The organism is Thermobifida halotolerans (assembly GCF_003574835.2).
GTDB lineage: Bacteria > Actinomycetota > Actinomycetes > Streptosporangiales > Streptosporangiaceae > Thermobifida > Thermobifida halotolerans.
This window is the reverse complement of sequence record NZ_CP063196.1, coordinates 1687518-1704095: the sequence shown is the minus strand read 5'-3', so window position 1 is coordinate 1704095 and position 16578 is coordinate 1687518. Positions and strand designations below refer to the sequence as shown.

Genomic DNA, 16578 nt, shown 5'->3' with positions numbered 1-16578 from the left:
GTGCGTGGTCTCCAAAACACTGCGGGAAAGAAACTTATGGCTACCACGCCGATGATCTCAGATCCCCTACAACACCGCACCCTGTGGCAAATCCTGACACACCGGTTTGATCGCTGTCGAGGATCCGGCGACACTATGGACAGCCCACACCCTCTCCTCGAGGAATCCCCGTGACTGTCCCCCTCAGCCGAATCCGTCCCCTGCTGGGACTGCCGTCCCGGTGGTCGCAGCGGCCCCTGCGGCACACCGAGACACTGCGCCTGACCGAGGCCCGCAGGGCCGCCGGCCACGCGGTCACCCGCGCCCACAGCCTGTGCCCCAGCCCCGCCACCCCGGCGATCGTGGCCAGGCTGTACCAGCGCCCCGCGGTGCTGGCCGAACTCGCCGCCGAGACCGGTCTGCCCCTCGGCGTGGTCGCCACCGTCTGCCGGGACCTCGTCGAGGCCGGGGTGGTCACCATCGACCCCCACCACGACCGCACCGGCCCCCGCAAGGTGGTGGTCGTCGCGGCCACCCCGGAGGAGGAGCACGCCTTCGTCACCGAGTTCACCGGAGACACCCCCGCCCTGCTGTGCATGGACTACCCGGCGGAGCCGGGCACGACCGCCACCACGGAGCTGTCCGTCAGCCGGGCGGTGCGCCGCCCCGACTGGCCCGCCCCGCTGTGCCTGATGGGCACGCCCCGCCGCGTCGGCTGCGAGGCGCTGTGGGGCGAGACGCTGCGCGACGCCGCGTCCCTGGTGCTGCTGGTCGGCCCCGACTGCGAGCAGTCCGTCCACAACGCGCTCGTCCACGCGCCCGACCACCTGCCCCGCCTGGCGGTGGCCCGGCCTCCGTGGACGAGCGCCCAGGCCCGGCAGCGGCTGCGTGAACTGGAACTCCTCGACCGGAACCGCACCGAGGTCCGGCCCGCCACCGACACCCGACTCCCCGAGCGGATCGCCCTGCTTTCGGCCCCCTGACGGCGCCCCGCACATCCCGGCCGCGCCGCGCCCGGTGTGCGCCTGCGCCCCCGCGAGGATCTATGTTGCTTACTCGTGAACGAACGCCTGGAATGCGGACCGCACCCGCAGGGAGTGCTCCCGCTCCCCGATGACGGGCGACGGCACCTGGGGCGGCTGGAGACGGTGCTGCACCGCCGCTGGCCCGCCGGAACCATCCCCTCGTCCCGTGTCCTCGACCACATCGACGCGCTGGCCAGCCTCCCCTTCCCCATCGTCGACCGCGTCATCGACGAGGTCAACGGCATCTACATCGGCGAGGGCTCGGTGGCCGACCTCAACTGCTTCAACCACCTGCGCGGGGTCTCCACCGACCCCGACGACCCGCACGCGCCGACCTTCGACCGCCTCGCCGGGATCTACCGCTTCGGTTTCCTGGTGCTGGGCAGCAACCCGCACGCCTCGGTGTCGCTGGTCTACCACGAGATCGGCCACGTCCTCGACCTCGCCGACCGCATGATGTCGGAGACCCGCCAGTGGCGGGAGCTGCACGAGGCCTGCCTGCCGTACCTGGTCGAGGAGTACTGGCACCGCCGACACGAATGGTGGGCCGAGTGCTTCGCCATCGCACTGGCCCGAAAAGAGCAGGTCCTGGTGAACATGCTGGAGGGGCAGGTGGACCTCGCCTACGCTGTTGTGGAGTACTTCCACCGCAACTATGGGGTGATGGCGTGAATCGCGTCCTCGCGGTCCGTTACCCGGACGGAAGCCTGTGCGTCCCCGTCAGCTACGCCGACCCCGACGAGCCCGCCCTGGGATGCGGCGCGGCCCTGCTGCGGCCCGGCGACCTCGACTACGACCACTACGCCCGCCACGCCATCCCGGTCGAGGAGTACGACGCCCTGCACCGCGACGACCCGGCCGAGTCCGCGCGGCTGCGCGCCGACTTCAAACGGCGCTACGACCAACAGCACGGCCGGACCTGACCGGAAAAAAAGGGGTGTTCGGGACCGTACGGGCCCCTGCGCCGACGCCGCGTCGGTGGCTAGGGTCGAAGCCATGTCCGACAGCGAGTTGGAGTTCTTCGACAGCCTGCCGCGCACCCGGGGCGCGGCCAGCGCGCTGCTGCGCGACGACACCGGACGCGTCCTGCTGGTCAAGCCCACCTACCGGTCCGGCTGGGGACTGCCCGGCGGAGTCATCGAGATGGGCGAGTCGCCGCTGCGGGCCTGCCTGCGCGAGTGCGCCGAGGAGCTCGGGTTCACCCCCTCCCTGAGCGGGCTGGTGTGCGTGGACTGGCTGCCCGCCGACGCCAGCCCGGACCGGCGGCCCGCCACCGTGTTCGTGTTCGCCGGAACGCTCGCCCCCGACCAGTTCGCGCGGGTGCGCCTGCCCCCCGAGGAGCTCAGCGCCGCCCGCCTGGTCGCCCCCGCCCGCCTGGTCGACTACCTGCCCGAACCGCAGGCCCGCCGGATCGGCGCGTGCGTGTCCCCCACCAGCGGCGGCGTCCACTACCTGGAACACGGCCGCCCCGTGCGGTGGTCCTGACCGCGGACCGCTCAGTCCGCGCCGCCCAGGCGCCGCGCGGCCTCGACCGCCTCGTCGGCGGCCCGCCGCAGCCCTGCCTCGGCGGCCTCGACCCGCTCGGTGAGGTCGGCCAGGTGACGCACCGCGTGCTCGTCGGCGGCGGTGGCGGCCAGCAGGTCCCGCAGCTCCTCCTGCTCGGCGAGGAGGCCCCGCAACTGCTGGGCGCGCTGGTGCGCACGGTCGGCCTCGGTCACCCGTTCGGCGTAGTCCTCCAGAGCGGCCACGCGGACGGCCACCGACCGCTGCGCCTCCTCCAGGGCACGTCGGCGCCCGGCCAGGAGGGGGGCGGCCTCGGCGTCGGCCTCGGCGGGGGTGGGACGGGAACGCAGGTCGCTGATGCGGCGCAGGGCGGTGGCCGTCTCCCACAGCTGGTGCGGCAGCACCGACGCGTTGAGGGCGGCGTCGACGACATCGTCGCGCACGACCCGGGCGTCCTCGACCGCGGCCGCGGCCCGCTGGGCGCGCACCAGCAGGCGACCCGCCTCGGCGTCCAACTCCTCGGCGGTGACGTAGCGGTCGCGGTAACGGCGCGCGGCGGCCCGCGCGGGCGACTCACCGCCCCCGGGGGTTCTGAACGCGGCGACCAGCAGGACCACCGCGGCCGCCACCACCACGGTCAGCAGCAGCAGTGGCGCCGCGAACGGAGCCACCCTGGCCAGCAGGCGCAGACCCACGACGACGGCGAGCACGGCGACCACGGCCGCGGCCACGGGGTGCTCGACCGCCCACCGCGGCAGCGGCAGGCGCCTCGACGCCTCCGCCTCCGGGGGCCTGCGGCGGTCGGGGGGGTTGAGGTGGGCGCGCAGCAGCGCGCGCTCCTCCTCGGACAACTCGGGGTCGAAGACCGGGTCGGGACGGATCGGATGGTTCACGCTGGTCTCCCTGGACAGCCGTCGGTGTCCATGATCCTGCCCACCGCACGGCCGTCCTTTCCCCACCCCGGCCACGAGTTTCGCAGAACCGGACATCGGGGGAGGACAACGGCGTTCGGTGTGCCGGACGCACCCGCCCCCGTCGCGGAACCGATGCCGGGGCCGAGAAAGCGGTGGGGCATTCCCCTGGACTGCCCGGAGGCACCACGGGTTGGCGGCGGAGTGCTCGGAGGTGCGAAGCGTCGCCTCCGCCCGCGCCCCCACGGAAGGGACGGGCGCAAAGAGCATCGGGCGCCCCAGGCTCCTGGGCCCGCGGTGCGGGACCGCCCGGCGCCCCCGGGGGGACACCGGGCCGGGTCCTGCCGCACGGTTCGGGGTCAGGTCGAATCCCACAGGGTGCGGTAGTAGGCCAGGCGCGCGGGGTCGGGGGTGACGCCGTAGGCGTCCATGAGCGCCTCCTGCCAGCCGGGGCCGTAGTTCCACTCGGTACTCCAGGCGGCCACCGCGATGTCGGCCCACCGGTCGGCGACGCCGAGCGCCCCCATGTCGACGTGTCCCGCCCAGCGGCCGGAGTCGTCGACGAGGGTGTTGGGGGCGCAGGCGTCGCCGTGGCAGACCACCAGGCGGTCCACCGGCGGGGCCTGCTCGACGAGCGCACGGGCCCGCTCCGCGTCCAGCAGGCCACGGCGGCGCGCCGCCGCGACGCGCCGCTCCACGCTCCAGGTGAACGGGCAGTCGGCCACGGGCAGCGCCTCGTGCAGGGCGCGCAGCCCCTCGCCGACGGCGCGCACCGCGGTGGCCGCCTCGGCGGTCCAGCGCGGATCGACCGCGCTTGTCGCGTCCAGGGCCGCGGTCAGCAGCCACTGGCCGCTCCCGTCGACGCCGTGGCCCAGCACGCGCGGCACGGGTGTGAAGGCCGCGGCCCAGGTGAGGCGTTCGGCCTCGGCCGCCAGGTCCAGTCCGCTCGCGGCGGGCACCCACTTGACGAAGCGGCGCCCGCGCGGATGGTCGACCCGGAAGGTGAGCCCGCCCAGTTCGTTGCGCCACACCGGGTGGGCCGCGCCGCCGTCGGTGTGCGCGGCGACCGACGGGGGCAGCGGCACCGGCCCGGTGGGGATGTGGGCTGTGGGGCGGCGGCTCATCGGCGGGCGAACAGTTCCAGGTAGTGCTCCTTGGCGAACATGCGGGCGGCCTCGGCGGCGGAGGGCTGGCCCAGGTCGGGATCGGCCCCGTGGGCGACGAGGGTCTCCACGACCGCGTCCTCGCCCTTGAACACCGCGCCCGCCAGCGGCGACTGGCCGCGGTCGTTGAGGCGGTTGACGTCGGCCCCGTGTCGGCACAGGCAGGCCACGGTGTCGGCGTGGCCGTGGTAGGCGGCCAGCATGACCAGGGAGTCGCCGCGGTCGTTGGTGAGGTTGGCGGGTACTCCCGCGGTGAGGTAGGCGTCCAGGGACGCGGTCTCTCCGGCGCGGGCCATGGCGAAGATCTTGGTGGCCAGTTCGACGACGTCGGGGTCGACGTCGCCGGGTTCGGCGGCGTGCGGAACGTCCATGCCCTCCAGCCTAGACGTTCTGTCCTGAGAGGTGGGGAACACGGGAGGCGGGAGAACACCGAGACCGAGGTGGTCGGGGAGTTCGCCGCTGAGCTCGCAGCGGATCACGGCGTACACCGTCCGTCTCGCGGCTCCCACGGCTGCGACCTGTGGTACGGGGCTCCTTCTTCTTCTCGCCCGTGGCCTCGGTCCCGCAGCGGCTCCGGCACCTCGATGATCCGCTCGCCGGCACCGTCGGCGCAGGCGTGCTCGACCAGTTCGTCGCGCGTCGGACGTCGGTGAAGGCGGGGGGCTTGGCACCTCCCTGTGGTCGTCGGACTCCTCAGGTCCTAGACCCGGCCCGGTACGTTCGGGCTCGGCCGCGCCCCGAGCTGTTCCAGCATGCGTGTGAGCGTCTCCTCGGCCCCGCCCTCCTCGGCGTGCGCTTGCGGATCGGCGTGGCGTGCCGCCCGGCGGCGCCCCTCGGGTGACAGGCACCAGTCCCACAGGCGGTCGAGCAGGGCCAGCATGTCCTCCTCCGTCCCCGCGGGGACGACGGCGGGCCAGTCCAGGACCCTGGCCTGCGCCGTCACCTTCGCCCCGCCGTCGACGGGGTCGACGGCGATGGCGGGCACCCCCGAGCGCAGGGCGAAGACCAGGCCGTGCAGCCGTGTGGTGACGACCAGGTCGCAGCGGCCGAGCAGCGCCGCCAGTTGTGAGGGTGTGCCGCACTGTCGCCAGTCCCGGGTGTCCAGCCGGGTACTGACGGAAAGGGGCGCGCAGTCGCGTCCCGCGACCCACGAGGTGACGATGCGGCCGACCCGCTCGTGCTGCCCCCGGGTCCCGTACTCGGGCTGGCGGTCGACCATGGCCACGCCCACGACCGGAACCGGAGCCAGGGGCGCGGCCGTGGCCAGGTCGCGGTGCGGCGGCCCGTCCGCGCGGTCGCGGGGCAGCACGGCGTCGAAGCCGGTCACCGCGGGATCCGCCGGGTCGATGACCGACACCCCGACAGCGATCCTGCGGCAGGCGGCGAAGCGCTCGTGCAGCCACCGCACCTGGGGGCCGTGCAGCGGTCCGCACGCGAACACCAGGTGGCTGTAGCGCGCCGGATCAGCCTCCTCCAAGGACGGACCGGAAGAGCGGAAGAACGGACTCCACGCCGTGTCGCAGGCGATGCCGGCCCGCGCGAGTCGCCGCGCCACGGCCTCGGCGGCGGCCACGTCCCCGGCGGTCGCCTCGCCGTGCGTGAAACTGAACCAGCCGACCAGGAGAACCCTCATGAACAGTGCGCTACCCGCGGCCGACGCCGAGTATCCGCCCGGGCCGGGCGATGTTCGGGGAGCCGCCTCGTCCGGTGGTTGACCGCCCGCGTCACGGATTCGCGGCTCGCCGTAGCCTCAGGAGTCGCGGGCCCACCACCCGGAAACCGGACATGTCGCACAGAAATCCCGACACGCAACGACAGGCCCACAAGCAGTCATTTGTCGGTAGGGTGCTCGTGAATTTTTTGAGAGGAGCCATCCCCCGTGCGACATTTTCTTGGTTTTGTCTTCGGGCTGCTGCTGGGGCCCGTTCTCCTCCTGGCGAGCGGGTGGGTCCTTCCCCGAACGGCCGCCCTGGTCGGCTCCGACCGCGGTTTCCTCGGTCTCGGTGAACTCCTCACCCTGGGGGCGCTGCTCGCGTTGGCGCTGCTGGTCGCGCTGGTGCTGGTGCCGCCCCGACTCACTCCGCTGATCCCGGGCATGGCCGGGGTGGTCCTGGCGGGCGTGACCGTCGCCCACCTGGTGCGTCCGCGGTGGACCGCCCTCGTCCCCGACACGCTGCCCCTGCCGGTCATGGGCGGGGTACCGATCCTCGGCCGGGACGGGGCCGTGGCCCTGGCGGAGGCGGGGCTGCTGCTGCCGCTCGCCCTCGCCCTGCTCGTCCCGCTGGTGTTTCCCTCACGGTGGCGCAGCTACCGCCCCCGCGGCGCGCACGCGATCGGTGAGGACGACGAGGACGGCTTCGCCGACCTGGCCGACGACGACTCCGACGACTGACGGCCGACCGCCCCGGGAGGCGGGGGCGCACCGCCCCGAACAGCCGCCCGCCGGTCCGCAAGGCCTCCCGGCGGGCGTCTCGCGGACCGGCGGCTGCGCGGTCACCGCCAACTGGGACCCCAGCCGGAACTGTCCGACACCCCGGGAGGCAGCGGCGGCAGCAGGGCGGAGCCGGGGGCGTCGCGCCGCTCCTCGGCGGTGTCGTCGCCGCGGGCCGCGTCGTAGGCGGCCAGGTCGGCGTCGGTGAGGACGGGGATCGCCTCGGTCGCGGGCAGCGGCTCGGACCGCTCGGGGTCGGCCGGGACGCCGTCGGCGGAGTCGGTCTCCTCGGCGGTCGGCTGCGGGGCCGGAGCCTCCCCGGCCTGCGCCCCGACCACGGGATCCGCGGCGGGTTCCTCCCACCACGGCACGGCAGCCGGTTCCGGCTCCGGTTCCGTGGATTCTGCGGCGGGCCACGCCGGTTGCGCCTCGGAGTCGGGACCCGCCGCGGCCGCGGCGGGCTCCTCCCACCACGGCACAGCCGGGGCTCCTGCGACGTCGGCGGCGGCCGCCGGCTGGTCGTCGGGCTCCACCAGGGACCACCAGCGCTCGACCTGGTCGGCGGCCAACTCCTCCACCACCCACAAGGACCCCTCGACCAGCGGGTAGAGGCGTCCGGCGTTCCAGGACCGCGGGTAGGTCTGCTCCTCCAGGATCAGCACGCGCTCACCCCGCAGCAGCGGGATGTCGGCGGGCACTCCCTCGTTCCACACCCAGGTGCCGTCCGCGCCGACCAGGTTCCACCAGCCGTGGACCACCTTGGCCTGCGGGTCGGGGTCGGCGTCGCGGAAGGCCGCCACCCACCGCGGGTCGGGACGCTGCCCGGCCAGGCCGACGCCCTCCTCACCGATGAGGGCGTCGGCCAGCAGGGTGTGCAGTTGGAAGTTGTCGCCGATGCCCTCGAAACGCACCCGAAACCCCCGGCGGGAGGACCGGTCCAGCACCAGGGCCTCCGACACCTCGTCCATGCGCAGCAGCGCCGTCACCTCGCCGTACTCGACCAGGTGCGCCGACAACTGCCCGGCGATGGCCAGCAGGTCGCTGTGCATCTCGGCGTCACCGCGCACGGTCCGGCGCACCCGCGCCGAACTCAGCATGGTCTTGGCGGACAGCCCGTAGCGGCGCGCGGTCCACCAGCACAGGGTGGCCACGGGAGCCGACTCCCCCAGCACCGCGGCGACCCTGCTCTCGTCGGCGGCGGTGACCTGGTCGGGGTCGGGCGGCGCACCGCCGCCGACCTTGTCCCAGGCGTGCAGGAACATGCCTGCGGCACGCCCGGTCTCACGCAGCAGACGCAGCACCTCGACACCGGTACTCCCCGGCTGGGTTCCCATCTCCACCAGGGCGCCGGCCACAACGGTCAGGTCGGCCTCGATTCCCGGACCGGTGTGGTGTCCGGAGAAGATCGGCCCCAGCGCTTCCAGGGCGATCTCCCGTTCGGCGACCGGGACGTGGGAGGCAAGCTCGTAGACCCGGCCCACCGCAGGGCCGAAACGCTGCGGGTCGCCCAGGAGGGAGGCGTCGATCAACTCCTGGAACGCGGCACGGAAAGCATCGATCACCTGGGCATTTTTCCACATTTCGGGCACGGTACGGTCACAGCCCCAATCGGATCACGGTGGCATCGGCCACCGGCGTGCGGTGGGGACGCGGGACGGGCGGCTTCCACGGACCGCACCGGACCTGGCCCCGCATCCCGTGGTTGCTGGCCTCCATCATGGCTCACAAAGTCACGCCGGTCGGTGAGCCGCCCCGGCGGGCCGCGCCCGACCGGGACACGACCGGATCACAGAGCGAGCCCCGCCCGCAACGCCGCCCACACCTCACCGAAGGGCGCGATCAACCACAGCACGCCTCCCGACAGCAGCAGCGCGCAGCCGAACAGGGCCGCGGCGACACGGCGCCGCAGCACCGCGGCGACCACCACCCCCACCAGCGGGGTGAGCAGCGCGAACACCAGCAGCCACAGCAGCGCCCACGCGCCCTCGCGGCGGGTGGCGTCGGTGACGTCCTCGGGCATCACCCCGGCGGAGGCCAGCACCCCCATGAACGACGACAGCGACCCCAGCACCCACACCACGACCAGCGCGCCCCACACCAGCAGCGGCCACCGCGGCGGCGGCTCCTCGACCACCACGGGCGTGCGCCCGACTCCGGCCCCGGGAGCGGCGGGCGCCGACCCCCCGCGCCGACCCGGACGCGGTTGACGGGTTTTCCTCTTCTTCTTGGGCGACATCAGTCCTCCGGCCGGTGAACTTCGGACGGCCTCACCGTCCGATCCGCCACCCTAGAGGCTGCGCGGCCCCGCCGGGGCCCCCGACCACGCACACCCCGGGGGGACTCCGGCGGAGCCTCCTCTCAGCGACCACGGGAAACCCCCGCCGTGTGCCCCGAGGAGGCGCACGGCCCCAGCCCCCGGAGAAGAAGCGCCGGCCCCGACGCCGCACAGTCCCCACCCCTCCCCGGATGCCGCCGCGCTGCCGCCGTGCGATAGGAAGTGGACACCCCGGGACGGCCCCGGGAACCAATCCCCACACCAGTGAAGGACGATCGCCATGCGACGTTTCACCCTCGCGGCCTGCCTGGCCGCCCTCACCCTCGCCGCCGGATGCGGCTCGGAGCCCTCCGACACCCCCGAGGCGGCACAGACCAGCCCCACCGCCTCGGTCAACCCCCTGGAAACCCCCGTGCTGGAGGGAGAGGACGAAGAGGGGGCGCGCGCGGCCGCGGAAACCTACATCGAGGCGGTGCGCACCGCAGACGGCCAGGTCGGCTGCTTCGTGCTGACGGAGGAGGCCCGCCGGGAACTGGTCGAGACCCACGGCGGTGACGCCGACTGCGCCGAGGCCTTCTCCGCCACCCTCGCCTCACCCGACACCACCGCCACGGTCGAGACGGTGGAACTGGGCGAGGACGGCACCACCGCCACCGCGCACCTGACCCACGACGGCTCCGCCGACGACCGCGCCGAGGCCCTCACCCTCGTCAACATCGACGGGGCGTGGCTGGTGGACTCCACCCACCCGCTCTGACCCCCCTCGCCCGACCGGGCCCGCCGCGTGCTCCACACCCGCCGCGGCGGGCTTTTGATCGTTTTCCACAAATGGAGACGCCCAGCGTGGGCTGTCCGCGACATGGCACTGCCGTCCGGTATACGGAAGGGTGAACACTGCCGGGGCCGCTGTGCCGCGGCGCGTACCCCGTTGGTCTACAGAAGGGCTCGGTTGGGTGTTCAGTCGTATCGCCATCGTCAACCGTGGTGAAGCCGCTATGCGGCTCATCCACGCCGTACGGGACATCGCCGCGGAGACCGGGGCACGGATCGAGACCGTCGCCCTGTACACCGATGTCGACCGCACGGCCGCCTTCGTCCGCGAAGCCGACACCGCCTACGATCTCGGTCCCGCGTCCGCGCGCCCGTATCTCGACCTGGAGATACTGGAGCGCGCGCTGGTGGAGACCGGGGCCGACGCCGCGTGGGTCGGCTGGGGCTTCGTCGCGGAAGATCCGGCGTTCGCGGAGCTGTGCGCAAGGATCGGAGTCACCTTCGTCGGACCGAGCGCTGAAGCCATGCGCAAGCTCGGCGACAAGATCGGTGCGAAGCTGATCGCCGAGGAGGTCGGCGTACCGGTCGCGCCGTGGAGCCGCGGCGCGGTCGAGACCCTGGACGCCGCCCTGGCGGCGGCGAGCGAGATCGGCTACCCGCTGATGCTGAAGGCGACCGCGGGCGGCGGCGGGCGCGGCATCCGCGTGGTCACGGACGAGACCGAACTCGCCGACGCCTACGAACGCACCAGCCAGGAGGCCGCGCGGGCGTTCGGCAGCGGCGTGGTGTTCCTGGAACGCCTGGTCACCGGCGCCCGGCACGTCGAGGTCCAGGTGATCGCCGACGGCGAGGGCACCGCATGGGCGCTCGGCGTCCGCGACTGCTCGGTGCAGCGACGCAACCAGAAGATCATCGAGGAGTCGGCGTCGCCGGTGCTCGACTCCGCGCAGACAGCCGAACTCAAGGCGTCGGCCGAACGGCTGGCCGTCGCGGTCGGTTACCGGGGCGCGGCGACCGTCGAGTTCCTCTACCGTCCAGACGACAAACTGTTCGCGTTCCTGGAGGTCAACACCCGCCTGCAGGTCGAGCACCCGATCACCGAGTCCACCACCGGATTCGACCTGGTCAAGGCGCAACTGTGGGTGGCATCCGGCGGCAGGCTCGAAGGCGAGCCGCCGGTGGAGCGCGGGCACGCCGTCGAGGCCCGACTCAACGCCGAGGACCCCGACCGCGACTTCGCGCCCTCCCCCGGCCGCATCGCGCGGCTGGACCTGCCCGCCGGGCCGGGCATCCGCGTGGACACCGGTGTCAGCGAGGGCGACGTCATCCCCGCCGACTTCGACTCGATGATCGCGAAGATCATCGCCCACGGCCGCGACCGCGACGAGGCGCTCGGCAGGCTGCGTCGGGCGCTGGCACAGACCACCGTGATCATCGAGGGCGGCGCGACGAACAAGAGCTTCGTGCTCGACCTGCTCGACCAGCCCGAGGTGATCGACGCCAGCGCGGACACCGGCTGGATCGACCGCGTCCGCGGCGAAGGCCGACTCGTCTCGCACCGGCACTCCGCCGTCGCGCTGGCCGCCGCCGCCATCGAGGCCTACGAGGAGGAGGAACGCGTCGAGCGGCAGCGGCTGCTGTCGACGGCGTTCGGCGGACGCCCGCAGGTACAGCACGAGAGCGGCCGACCACTGGACCTCAAGCTGCGCGGCGTCGGCTACCGCGTGCGCGTCGCACGAATCGGCGCCCACCGGTTCCGTGTCGGCGTCGAGGCGGGCGGCGGCGTTCGCACCGCCGACGTCGAACTCGACCGCTTCGACCGGCACACCGGGCGGATCGTCGTCAACGGCACCCGCTACCGTCTGCTCACCGGCACGCACGGTCCGGTCTACCTGGTCGAGGTGGACGGCGTGGCACACCGGGTCAGCCGCGACGAGGGTGGTATCGTCCGCTCGCCCACCCCCGCGCTGGTCGTCGCCACGCCGCTCGCGGTCGGCGCCGAGGTCGAGGCGGGCGCGCCGGTGCTGGTGCTGGAGAGCATGAAGATGGAGACGGTGCTGCGGGCACCGTTCAGGGCGCGGTTGAAGGAATGCCTGGTGTCGGTGGGCAGCCAGGTGGAGACCGGCGCCCCGCTGCTGCGGCTGGAGCCGCTCGCCGACACCGAGGCCGAGGACGCCCCGGACACGGAGTCCGTCGAGTTGGACCTGCCCGCCGCGCGTGGTGCGCTCCCGGCGCGGGAACGCGCCGCACGAGGCCAGGAGAACCTGCGCGGCCTGCTGCTGGGCTTCGACGTCGACCCGCACGACGAACGCCGGGTCCTCGACGACTACCTCGCCGCGCGCCGGGAAGCCGTCGAGGACGGCCACCGGCCGCTGGCCGAGGAACTCGAACTCGTCAGCGTGTTCGCCGACCTCGCCGAGCTGAGCCGCAACCGGCCGGCGGGCGAGGACGGCGGCGACGGCCACGTGCACAGCGCCCGCGAGCACTTCCACACCTACCTGCAGAGCCTCGACGTCGAGCGGGCCGGGCTGCCGGAGGCGTTCCAGACCAAGCTCGCCACGGCGCTCGGGCACTACGGCGTCACCGACCTGGAGCGCTGTCCCGAGCTCGAAGCCGCGGTGTTTCGGATCTTCCTCGCCCAGCAGCGCGCGTCCGCCGACGCCGCGGTCGTCACGGCGCTGCTGCGCGCGTGGCTGCGGGAGCCGCCGCCGGACGCGGCGCTGCGCGAGCCCGCCGGTCTCGCGCTGGAGCGGCTGGTGGCCGCGACACAGGTCCGCTTCCCCGCGGTCGCCGACCTCGCGCGCGGCGTGGTGTTCGCCTGGTTCGGCCAGCCGCTGCTGCGCCGCAACCGCGCCCGCGTCTACGCCGACGTCCGCAGGCACCTGCGCCACCTGGACGCGCACCCGGACTCGCCGGACCGCGCCGAGCGCGTCGCCGAGATGGTGCGCAGCACCGAGCCGCTGGTGCGGCTGCTCGGCCAGCGGCTCGTCCGCCACGACCGGGACAACACGGTCATGCTGGAGGTGCTGACCCGACGCTACTACGGCAACAAGGCCCTCACCGGCGTCCACACCGGCGAGGTCGGGGGCTGCGCGTTCGTGGTCGCCGAGCGCGCCGACTCGTGCGTGGTCTCCGCCGCGGTGCGTTTCGAAGCGCTGGGCAGCGCGCTGCGCGGGCTCGCGGAGCTGGCGGGCGACAGGGACGCCGTCGACGCCGACATCTATCTCGCCTGGGAGAGGCAACCGGAGGACTCCGACGCGATGGCGGCCGCGCTGCACGAGGCCATCAGCGCGCACCCGCTGCCGGAGCAGGTCCGCAGGCTCACCGCCACCGTCGCGGGCCGCGACGGCGCGGTGATGCACCACCACTTCACGTTCCGCCCGTCGGCCACCGGGATGAGTGAGGAGCGGCTGATCCGCGGCCTGCACCCGTCCATCGCGCAGCGGATGCAACTGGAGCGGCTGAGCAAGTTCGACCTCACCCGGCTGCCGTCCTCGGACGAGGAGGTCTACCTCTTCCGGTGCGTGGCCCGGGAGAACCCCTCAGACGACCGCCTCGTCGCGTTCGCGCAGGTACGCGACCTGACCGAGCTGCGCGAACACGACGGCAGGCTGGTCGCGCTGCCGACGGCCGAGGACACCGTCGCCGCCTGCCTCGACTCGATCCGCCGCGCGCAGTCGCGGCGGCCGTCGAGGAAGCGCTTCAACACCAACCGGATCACGGTCTACGTCTGGCCCCCCAGCGACCTCACCCGCGCGGAGCTGGAGACGATCGCCGGGCGCGTGCTGCCCACCACCGCGGGCGCCGGACTGGAGGAGATCCTGTTCATCGCGCGCCAGCGCGACCGGCGGACCGGTGAGCTGACCAGGATCGCCGTGCGCGTCTCCTTCGACGCCGCCGGCGGCACCGAGCTGACCGTGGGCGAACCGCCGACCGAGCCGGTCGAGCCGGTCGACGACTACCGGCAGAAGGTACTGCGCGCCAGCAGCCGCAACACGGTGTACCCCTACGAGCTGACCGGCCTGCTCGGCGACTTCGTCGAGTACGACCTCGACGACGACCACACGCTGGTCCCCGTCGACCGGCCCAAGGGCAACAACACCGCGGCGATCGTCGCGGGGGTGGTGTCCACGCCGACCCCGCTGCACCCGCGGGGCGTCACCAGGGTGGTGCTGCTCGGCGACCCGACGAAGTCGCTGGGCGCGCTGTCGGAGCCGGAGTGCCGCCGCGTGATCGCGGCGCTGGACCTGGCCGAGCGGATGCGGGTGCCACTGGAGTGGTACGCGCTGTCCTCCGGCGCCCGGATCTCCATGGAGTCGGGCACCGAGAACATGGACTGGGTGGCCGCGGCACTCAAACGGATCGTCGAGTTCACCCAGGACGGCGGCGAGATCAACATCGTGGTCGCGGGCATCAACGTCGGCGCGCAGCCGTACTGGAACGCCGAAGCGACGATGCTCATGCACACCAGGGGCATCCTGGTGATGACACCGGACTCGGCGATGGTGCTCACCGGCAAGCAGTCGCTCGACTTCTCCGGCGGCGTGTCGGCCGAGGACAACTTCGGCATCGGCGGCTACGACCGGGTGATGGGACCGAACGGGCAGGCGCAGTACTGGGCGCCGAACCTGGCCGCCGCCCGGGACGTGCTGATGGCGCACTACGCCCACTCCTACGTCGCTCCGGGCGAGCAGGCGCCGCGGCGGGCGAGGACAACCGACCCGATCGACCGCGACATCTCCGACTTCCCGCACACCGTGGAGGGCAGCGACTTCACCACCGTCGGCGAGATCTTCTCCGCCGAGGCCAACCCCGACCGCAAGAAGCCGTTCGACATCCGGACCGTGATGCGGGCGCTTTCCGACCAGGACCACCCGGTGCTGGAGCGCTGGGCGGGCATGGCCGACGCCGAGACCGCGGTGGTGCAGGACGTGCATCTCGGCGGCATCCCGGTGTGCCTGCTCGGCATCGAGTCGCGGTCGGTGCCGCGGCGCGGCTTCCCGCCCACCGACGGACCCGACACCTACACCGCGGGCACGCTGTTCCCGCAGTCGTCGAAGAAGGCCGCCCGGGCCATCAACGCGGCCAGCGGCAACCGTCCGCTGGTGGTGCTGGCGAACCTGTCGGGTTTCGACGGCTCGCCGGAGTCGATGCGCAAGCTGCAACTGGAGTACGGCGCCGAGATCGGCCGCGCGATCGTGAACTTCCGCGGTCCCATCGTGTTCTGCGTGATCTCGCGGTACCACGGCGGCGCGTTCGTGGTGTTCTCCAAGGCACTGAACCCGAACATGACCGTGCTCGCGCTGGAAGGCTCGTTCGCCTCGGTGCTGGGCGGCGCCCCCGCCGCCGCGGTGGTGTTCTCCGGCGACGTCAACGCCCGCACCGCGGCCGATGAGCGCGTGCGGGAGTTGGAGGCCCGCGTGGCGGCCGCCTCCGGCGCCGACCGCGCCGCGTTGACCGCGGAACTCGACGAACTGCGCGCGTCGGTGCGCACCGAGAAGCTCGGCGAGGTGGCCGCGGAGTTCGACCGCGTGCACAACATCCAGCGCGCGGTCGAGGTCGGCTCCGTCGACGCCGTCATCGGCGCCGCGGAACTGCGCCCGCGGATCATCGAGGCCATCGAGTCCCGCCTGCGCTGACCCCGCCCGGTCGCATCCGCCCCGCCCGGCGGATGCGACCGGCACCCGCCGCTCCCGCGGCGGCCGCGCTCCGCCGGAGGACGGGAGGAGCCACCCCCGCGGTCCCGCTCGCTTCCGGACCTCCCCGCCCCCGGTTCGGTCCTGTCCCCGCACGGTGACCGTGCGGGGACAGGCCAACCGCTGTCGCTCGGCGGCCCCGGTGGACGCCGCGCGGGTCAGGGTGGGCAGGTGGACCGTCATGGTCAGGTGGCAGGTTTCGGTGCCCGCGCCGCGGTGGGTGTGGGGGGCGTCGCCGCCGAAGGTGGCGGTCTGCCCGGCTTCGACGGTGTGCTCGGTGCCGTGGACGACCAGGGGTATCCGGCCGGAGGCGACGCTGACGGTTTCCACGGCCCCGGCCTGGGGGGGCGGCTGGGGTACTCCTCGCCCGGTCCACAGCGGCACCGGCGGACACGACGCGCACGCGGCCCTCGGGCGGATTCTGCACCAGAGCCGACACCGAGACGTCGAAGGCGTCGGCCAGGCGCACCAGGGCGGCCGGGTCGGGGTTGCCCCGGGCCTTCTCCCCACCCACCAGGGCCCCCTTGCCGACCTGGGCGCGTCGGCTGAGCTCGTCCAGGGACAACCCCGCACGGACGCGGGCCGTCCGCACATCGTGCGCGGCCGTCCGCGGAGCGGTTACCTCGGCCATCCGACCGTCGTCCTCACGATCAGACCATTCGGGTGGACCACCCGGTCGGTGCGCTGACACCATCTGGTCGTTATGCTGTACCGCTCGGTCGTGTGACCGAATCCTGTGGGATGTGCCGTGAACGCTCCACCACCGGCCCCGGACGGCCTCCTCGTGCACGAGTACGCCGCCCGGGGCCGGTGGCGTGGACGCA

14 protein-coding genes are annotated in these 16578 nt (G+C 73.4%); 7 read left to right on the top strand and 7 right to left on the bottom strand.

The genetic code is table 11. The features are described from left to right. Window positions 1-170 precede the first annotated feature (170 nt). From NI17_RS07575 to NI17_RS07560, 4 genes are all read left to right on the top strand, one after another. Window positions 171-962, top strand: a complete 792-nt coding sequence (locus NI17_RS07575) for a DUF742 domain-containing protein (protein ID WP_068693149.1) — start codon at window positions 171-173, stop codon at window positions 960-962. 75 nt (window positions 963-1037) lie between these two features. Beyond that, window positions 1038-1676 carry a hypothetical protein gene (locus tag NI17_RS07570; protein WP_119267769.1) on the top strand — a complete coding sequence of 213 codons (639 nt, stop codon included), beginning with the start codon at window positions 1038-1040 and terminating at the stop codon, window positions 1674-1676. Then, window positions 1673-1927 (top strand): hypothetical protein, encoded by a 255-nt coding sequence (locus NI17_RS07565; RefSeq protein ID WP_068693150.1) that lies wholly within the window; start codon window positions 1673-1675, stop codon window positions 1925-1927. The genes NI17_RS07570 and NI17_RS07565 overlap by 4 nt, the downstream gene beginning before the upstream one ends. 73 nt (window positions 1928-2000) lie before the next feature. Continuing rightward, a complete protein-coding gene (locus NI17_RS07560; RefSeq protein WP_068693151.1) occupies window positions 2001-2489 on the top strand; it encodes an NUDIX domain-containing protein in 489 nt (162 codons plus the stop codon). Between the two features lie 11 nt (window positions 2490-2500). Here the strand turns inward: NI17_RS07560 and NI17_RS07555 are convergent, their stop codons facing one another. The 4 genes from NI17_RS07555 to NI17_RS07540 form a co-directional block, all read right to left on the bottom strand. Beyond that, a complete protein-coding gene (locus tag NI17_RS07555) occupies window positions 2501-3400 on the bottom strand; it encodes a hypothetical protein (protein WP_243597652.1) in 900 nt (299 codons plus the stop codon). 377 nt (window positions 3401-3777) lie between these two features. Beyond that, window positions 3778-4542: an aminoglycoside 3'-phosphotransferase gene (locus tag NI17_RS07550; protein WP_068693152.1), complete on the bottom strand. Its 765-nt coding sequence runs from the start codon at window positions 4540-4542 to the stop codon at window positions 3778-3780. Continuing rightward, window positions 4539-4952, bottom strand: a complete 414-nt coding sequence (locus NI17_RS07545; protein ID WP_068693153.1) for an ankyrin repeat domain-containing protein — start codon at window positions 4950-4952, stop codon at window positions 4539-4541. Before NI17_RS07545 ends, NI17_RS07550 begins: the two co-directional genes overlap by 4 nt. Window positions 4953-5281: 329 nt before the next feature. Next, on the bottom strand, window positions 5282-6214 hold the full coding sequence (locus tag NI17_RS07540) for a polysaccharide pyruvyl transferase family protein (protein ID WP_068693154.1): 933 nt from the start codon (window positions 6212-6214) through the stop codon (window positions 5282-5284). A 246-nt stretch (window positions 6215-6460) separates the two neighbouring features. On the opposite strand from NI17_RS07540, the gene NI17_RS07535 reads away from it, so the two are divergent. Further along, window positions 6461-6973 (top strand): hypothetical protein, encoded by a 513-nt coding sequence (locus tag NI17_RS07535; RefSeq protein ID WP_068693155.1) that lies wholly within the window; start codon window positions 6461-6463, stop codon window positions 6971-6973. A 101-nt stretch (window positions 6974-7074) separates the two neighbouring features. Here the strand turns inward: NI17_RS07535 and NI17_RS07530 are convergent, their stop codons facing one another. Together NI17_RS07530 and NI17_RS07525 are read right to left on the bottom strand one after the other, a co-directional pair. Beyond that, window positions 7075-8574 (bottom strand): hypothetical protein, encoded by a 1500-nt coding sequence (locus tag NI17_RS07530; protein ID WP_170163014.1) that lies wholly within the window; start codon window positions 8572-8574, stop codon window positions 7075-7077. A 224-nt stretch (window positions 8575-8798) separates the two neighbouring features. Further along, window positions 8799-9248, bottom strand: coding sequence for a hypothetical protein (locus NI17_RS07525; RefSeq protein ID WP_119267635.1), 450 nt, complete (start codon window positions 9246-9248; stop codon window positions 8799-8801). Between the two features lie 319 nt (window positions 9249-9567). Here NI17_RS07525 and NI17_RS07520 point away from each other — a divergent pair, with 319 nt between their 5' ends. Both NI17_RS07520 and NI17_RS07515 read left to right on the top strand, forming a co-directional pair. Continuing rightward, the gene (locus NI17_RS07520; RefSeq protein WP_068693159.1) at window positions 9568-10044 is read left to right on the top strand and encodes an MTB12 C-terminal domain-containing protein; all 477 of its coding nucleotides are present in this window, start codon (window positions 9568-9570) and stop codon (window positions 10042-10044) included. Between the two features lie 196 nt (window positions 10045-10240). Further along, window positions 10241-15697, top strand: coding sequence for an ATP-binding protein (locus tag NI17_RS07515; protein WP_119267634.1), 5457 nt, complete (start codon window positions 10241-10243; stop codon window positions 15695-15697). Here NI17_RS07515 and NI17_RS07510 read toward each other — a convergent pair. After that, the gene (locus NI17_RS07510) at window positions 15666-16385 is read right to left on the bottom strand and encodes a helix-turn-helix domain-containing protein (protein ID WP_234402088.1); all 720 of its coding nucleotides are present in this window, start codon (window positions 16383-16385) and stop codon (window positions 15666-15668) included. The genes NI17_RS07515 and NI17_RS07510 overlap by 32 nt on opposite strands. Window positions 16386-16578 lie beyond the last annotated feature (193 nt).

Coding starts and splice junctions, on each gene's coding strand:
- NI17_RS07550 (WP_068693152.1), bottom strand. CDS start 4,542: ATGAGCCGCCGCCCCACAGCCCACATCCCCACCGGGCCGGTGCCGCTG.
- NI17_RS07520 (WP_068693159.1), top strand. CDS start 9,568: ATGCGACGTTTCACCCTCGCGGCCTGCCTGGCCGCCCTCACCCTCGCC.
- NI17_RS07525 (WP_119267635.1), bottom strand. CDS start 9,248: ATGTCGCCCAAGAAGAAGAGGAAAACCCGTCAACCGCGTCCGGGTCGG.
- NI17_RS07540 (WP_068693154.1), bottom strand. CDS start 6,214: ATGAGGGTTCTCCTGGTCGGCTGGTTCAGTTTCACGCACGGCGAGGCG.
- NI17_RS07545 (WP_068693153.1), bottom strand. CDS start 4,952: ATGGACGTTCCGCACGCCGCCGAACCCGGCGACGTCGACCCCGACGTC.
- NI17_RS07510 (WP_234402088.1), bottom strand. CDS start 16,385: ATGGCCGAGGTAACCGCTCCGCGGACGGCCGCGCACGATGTGCGGACG.
- NI17_RS07560 (WP_068693151.1), top strand. CDS start 2,001: ATGTCCGACAGCGAGTTGGAGTTCTTCGACAGCCTGCCGCGCACCCGG.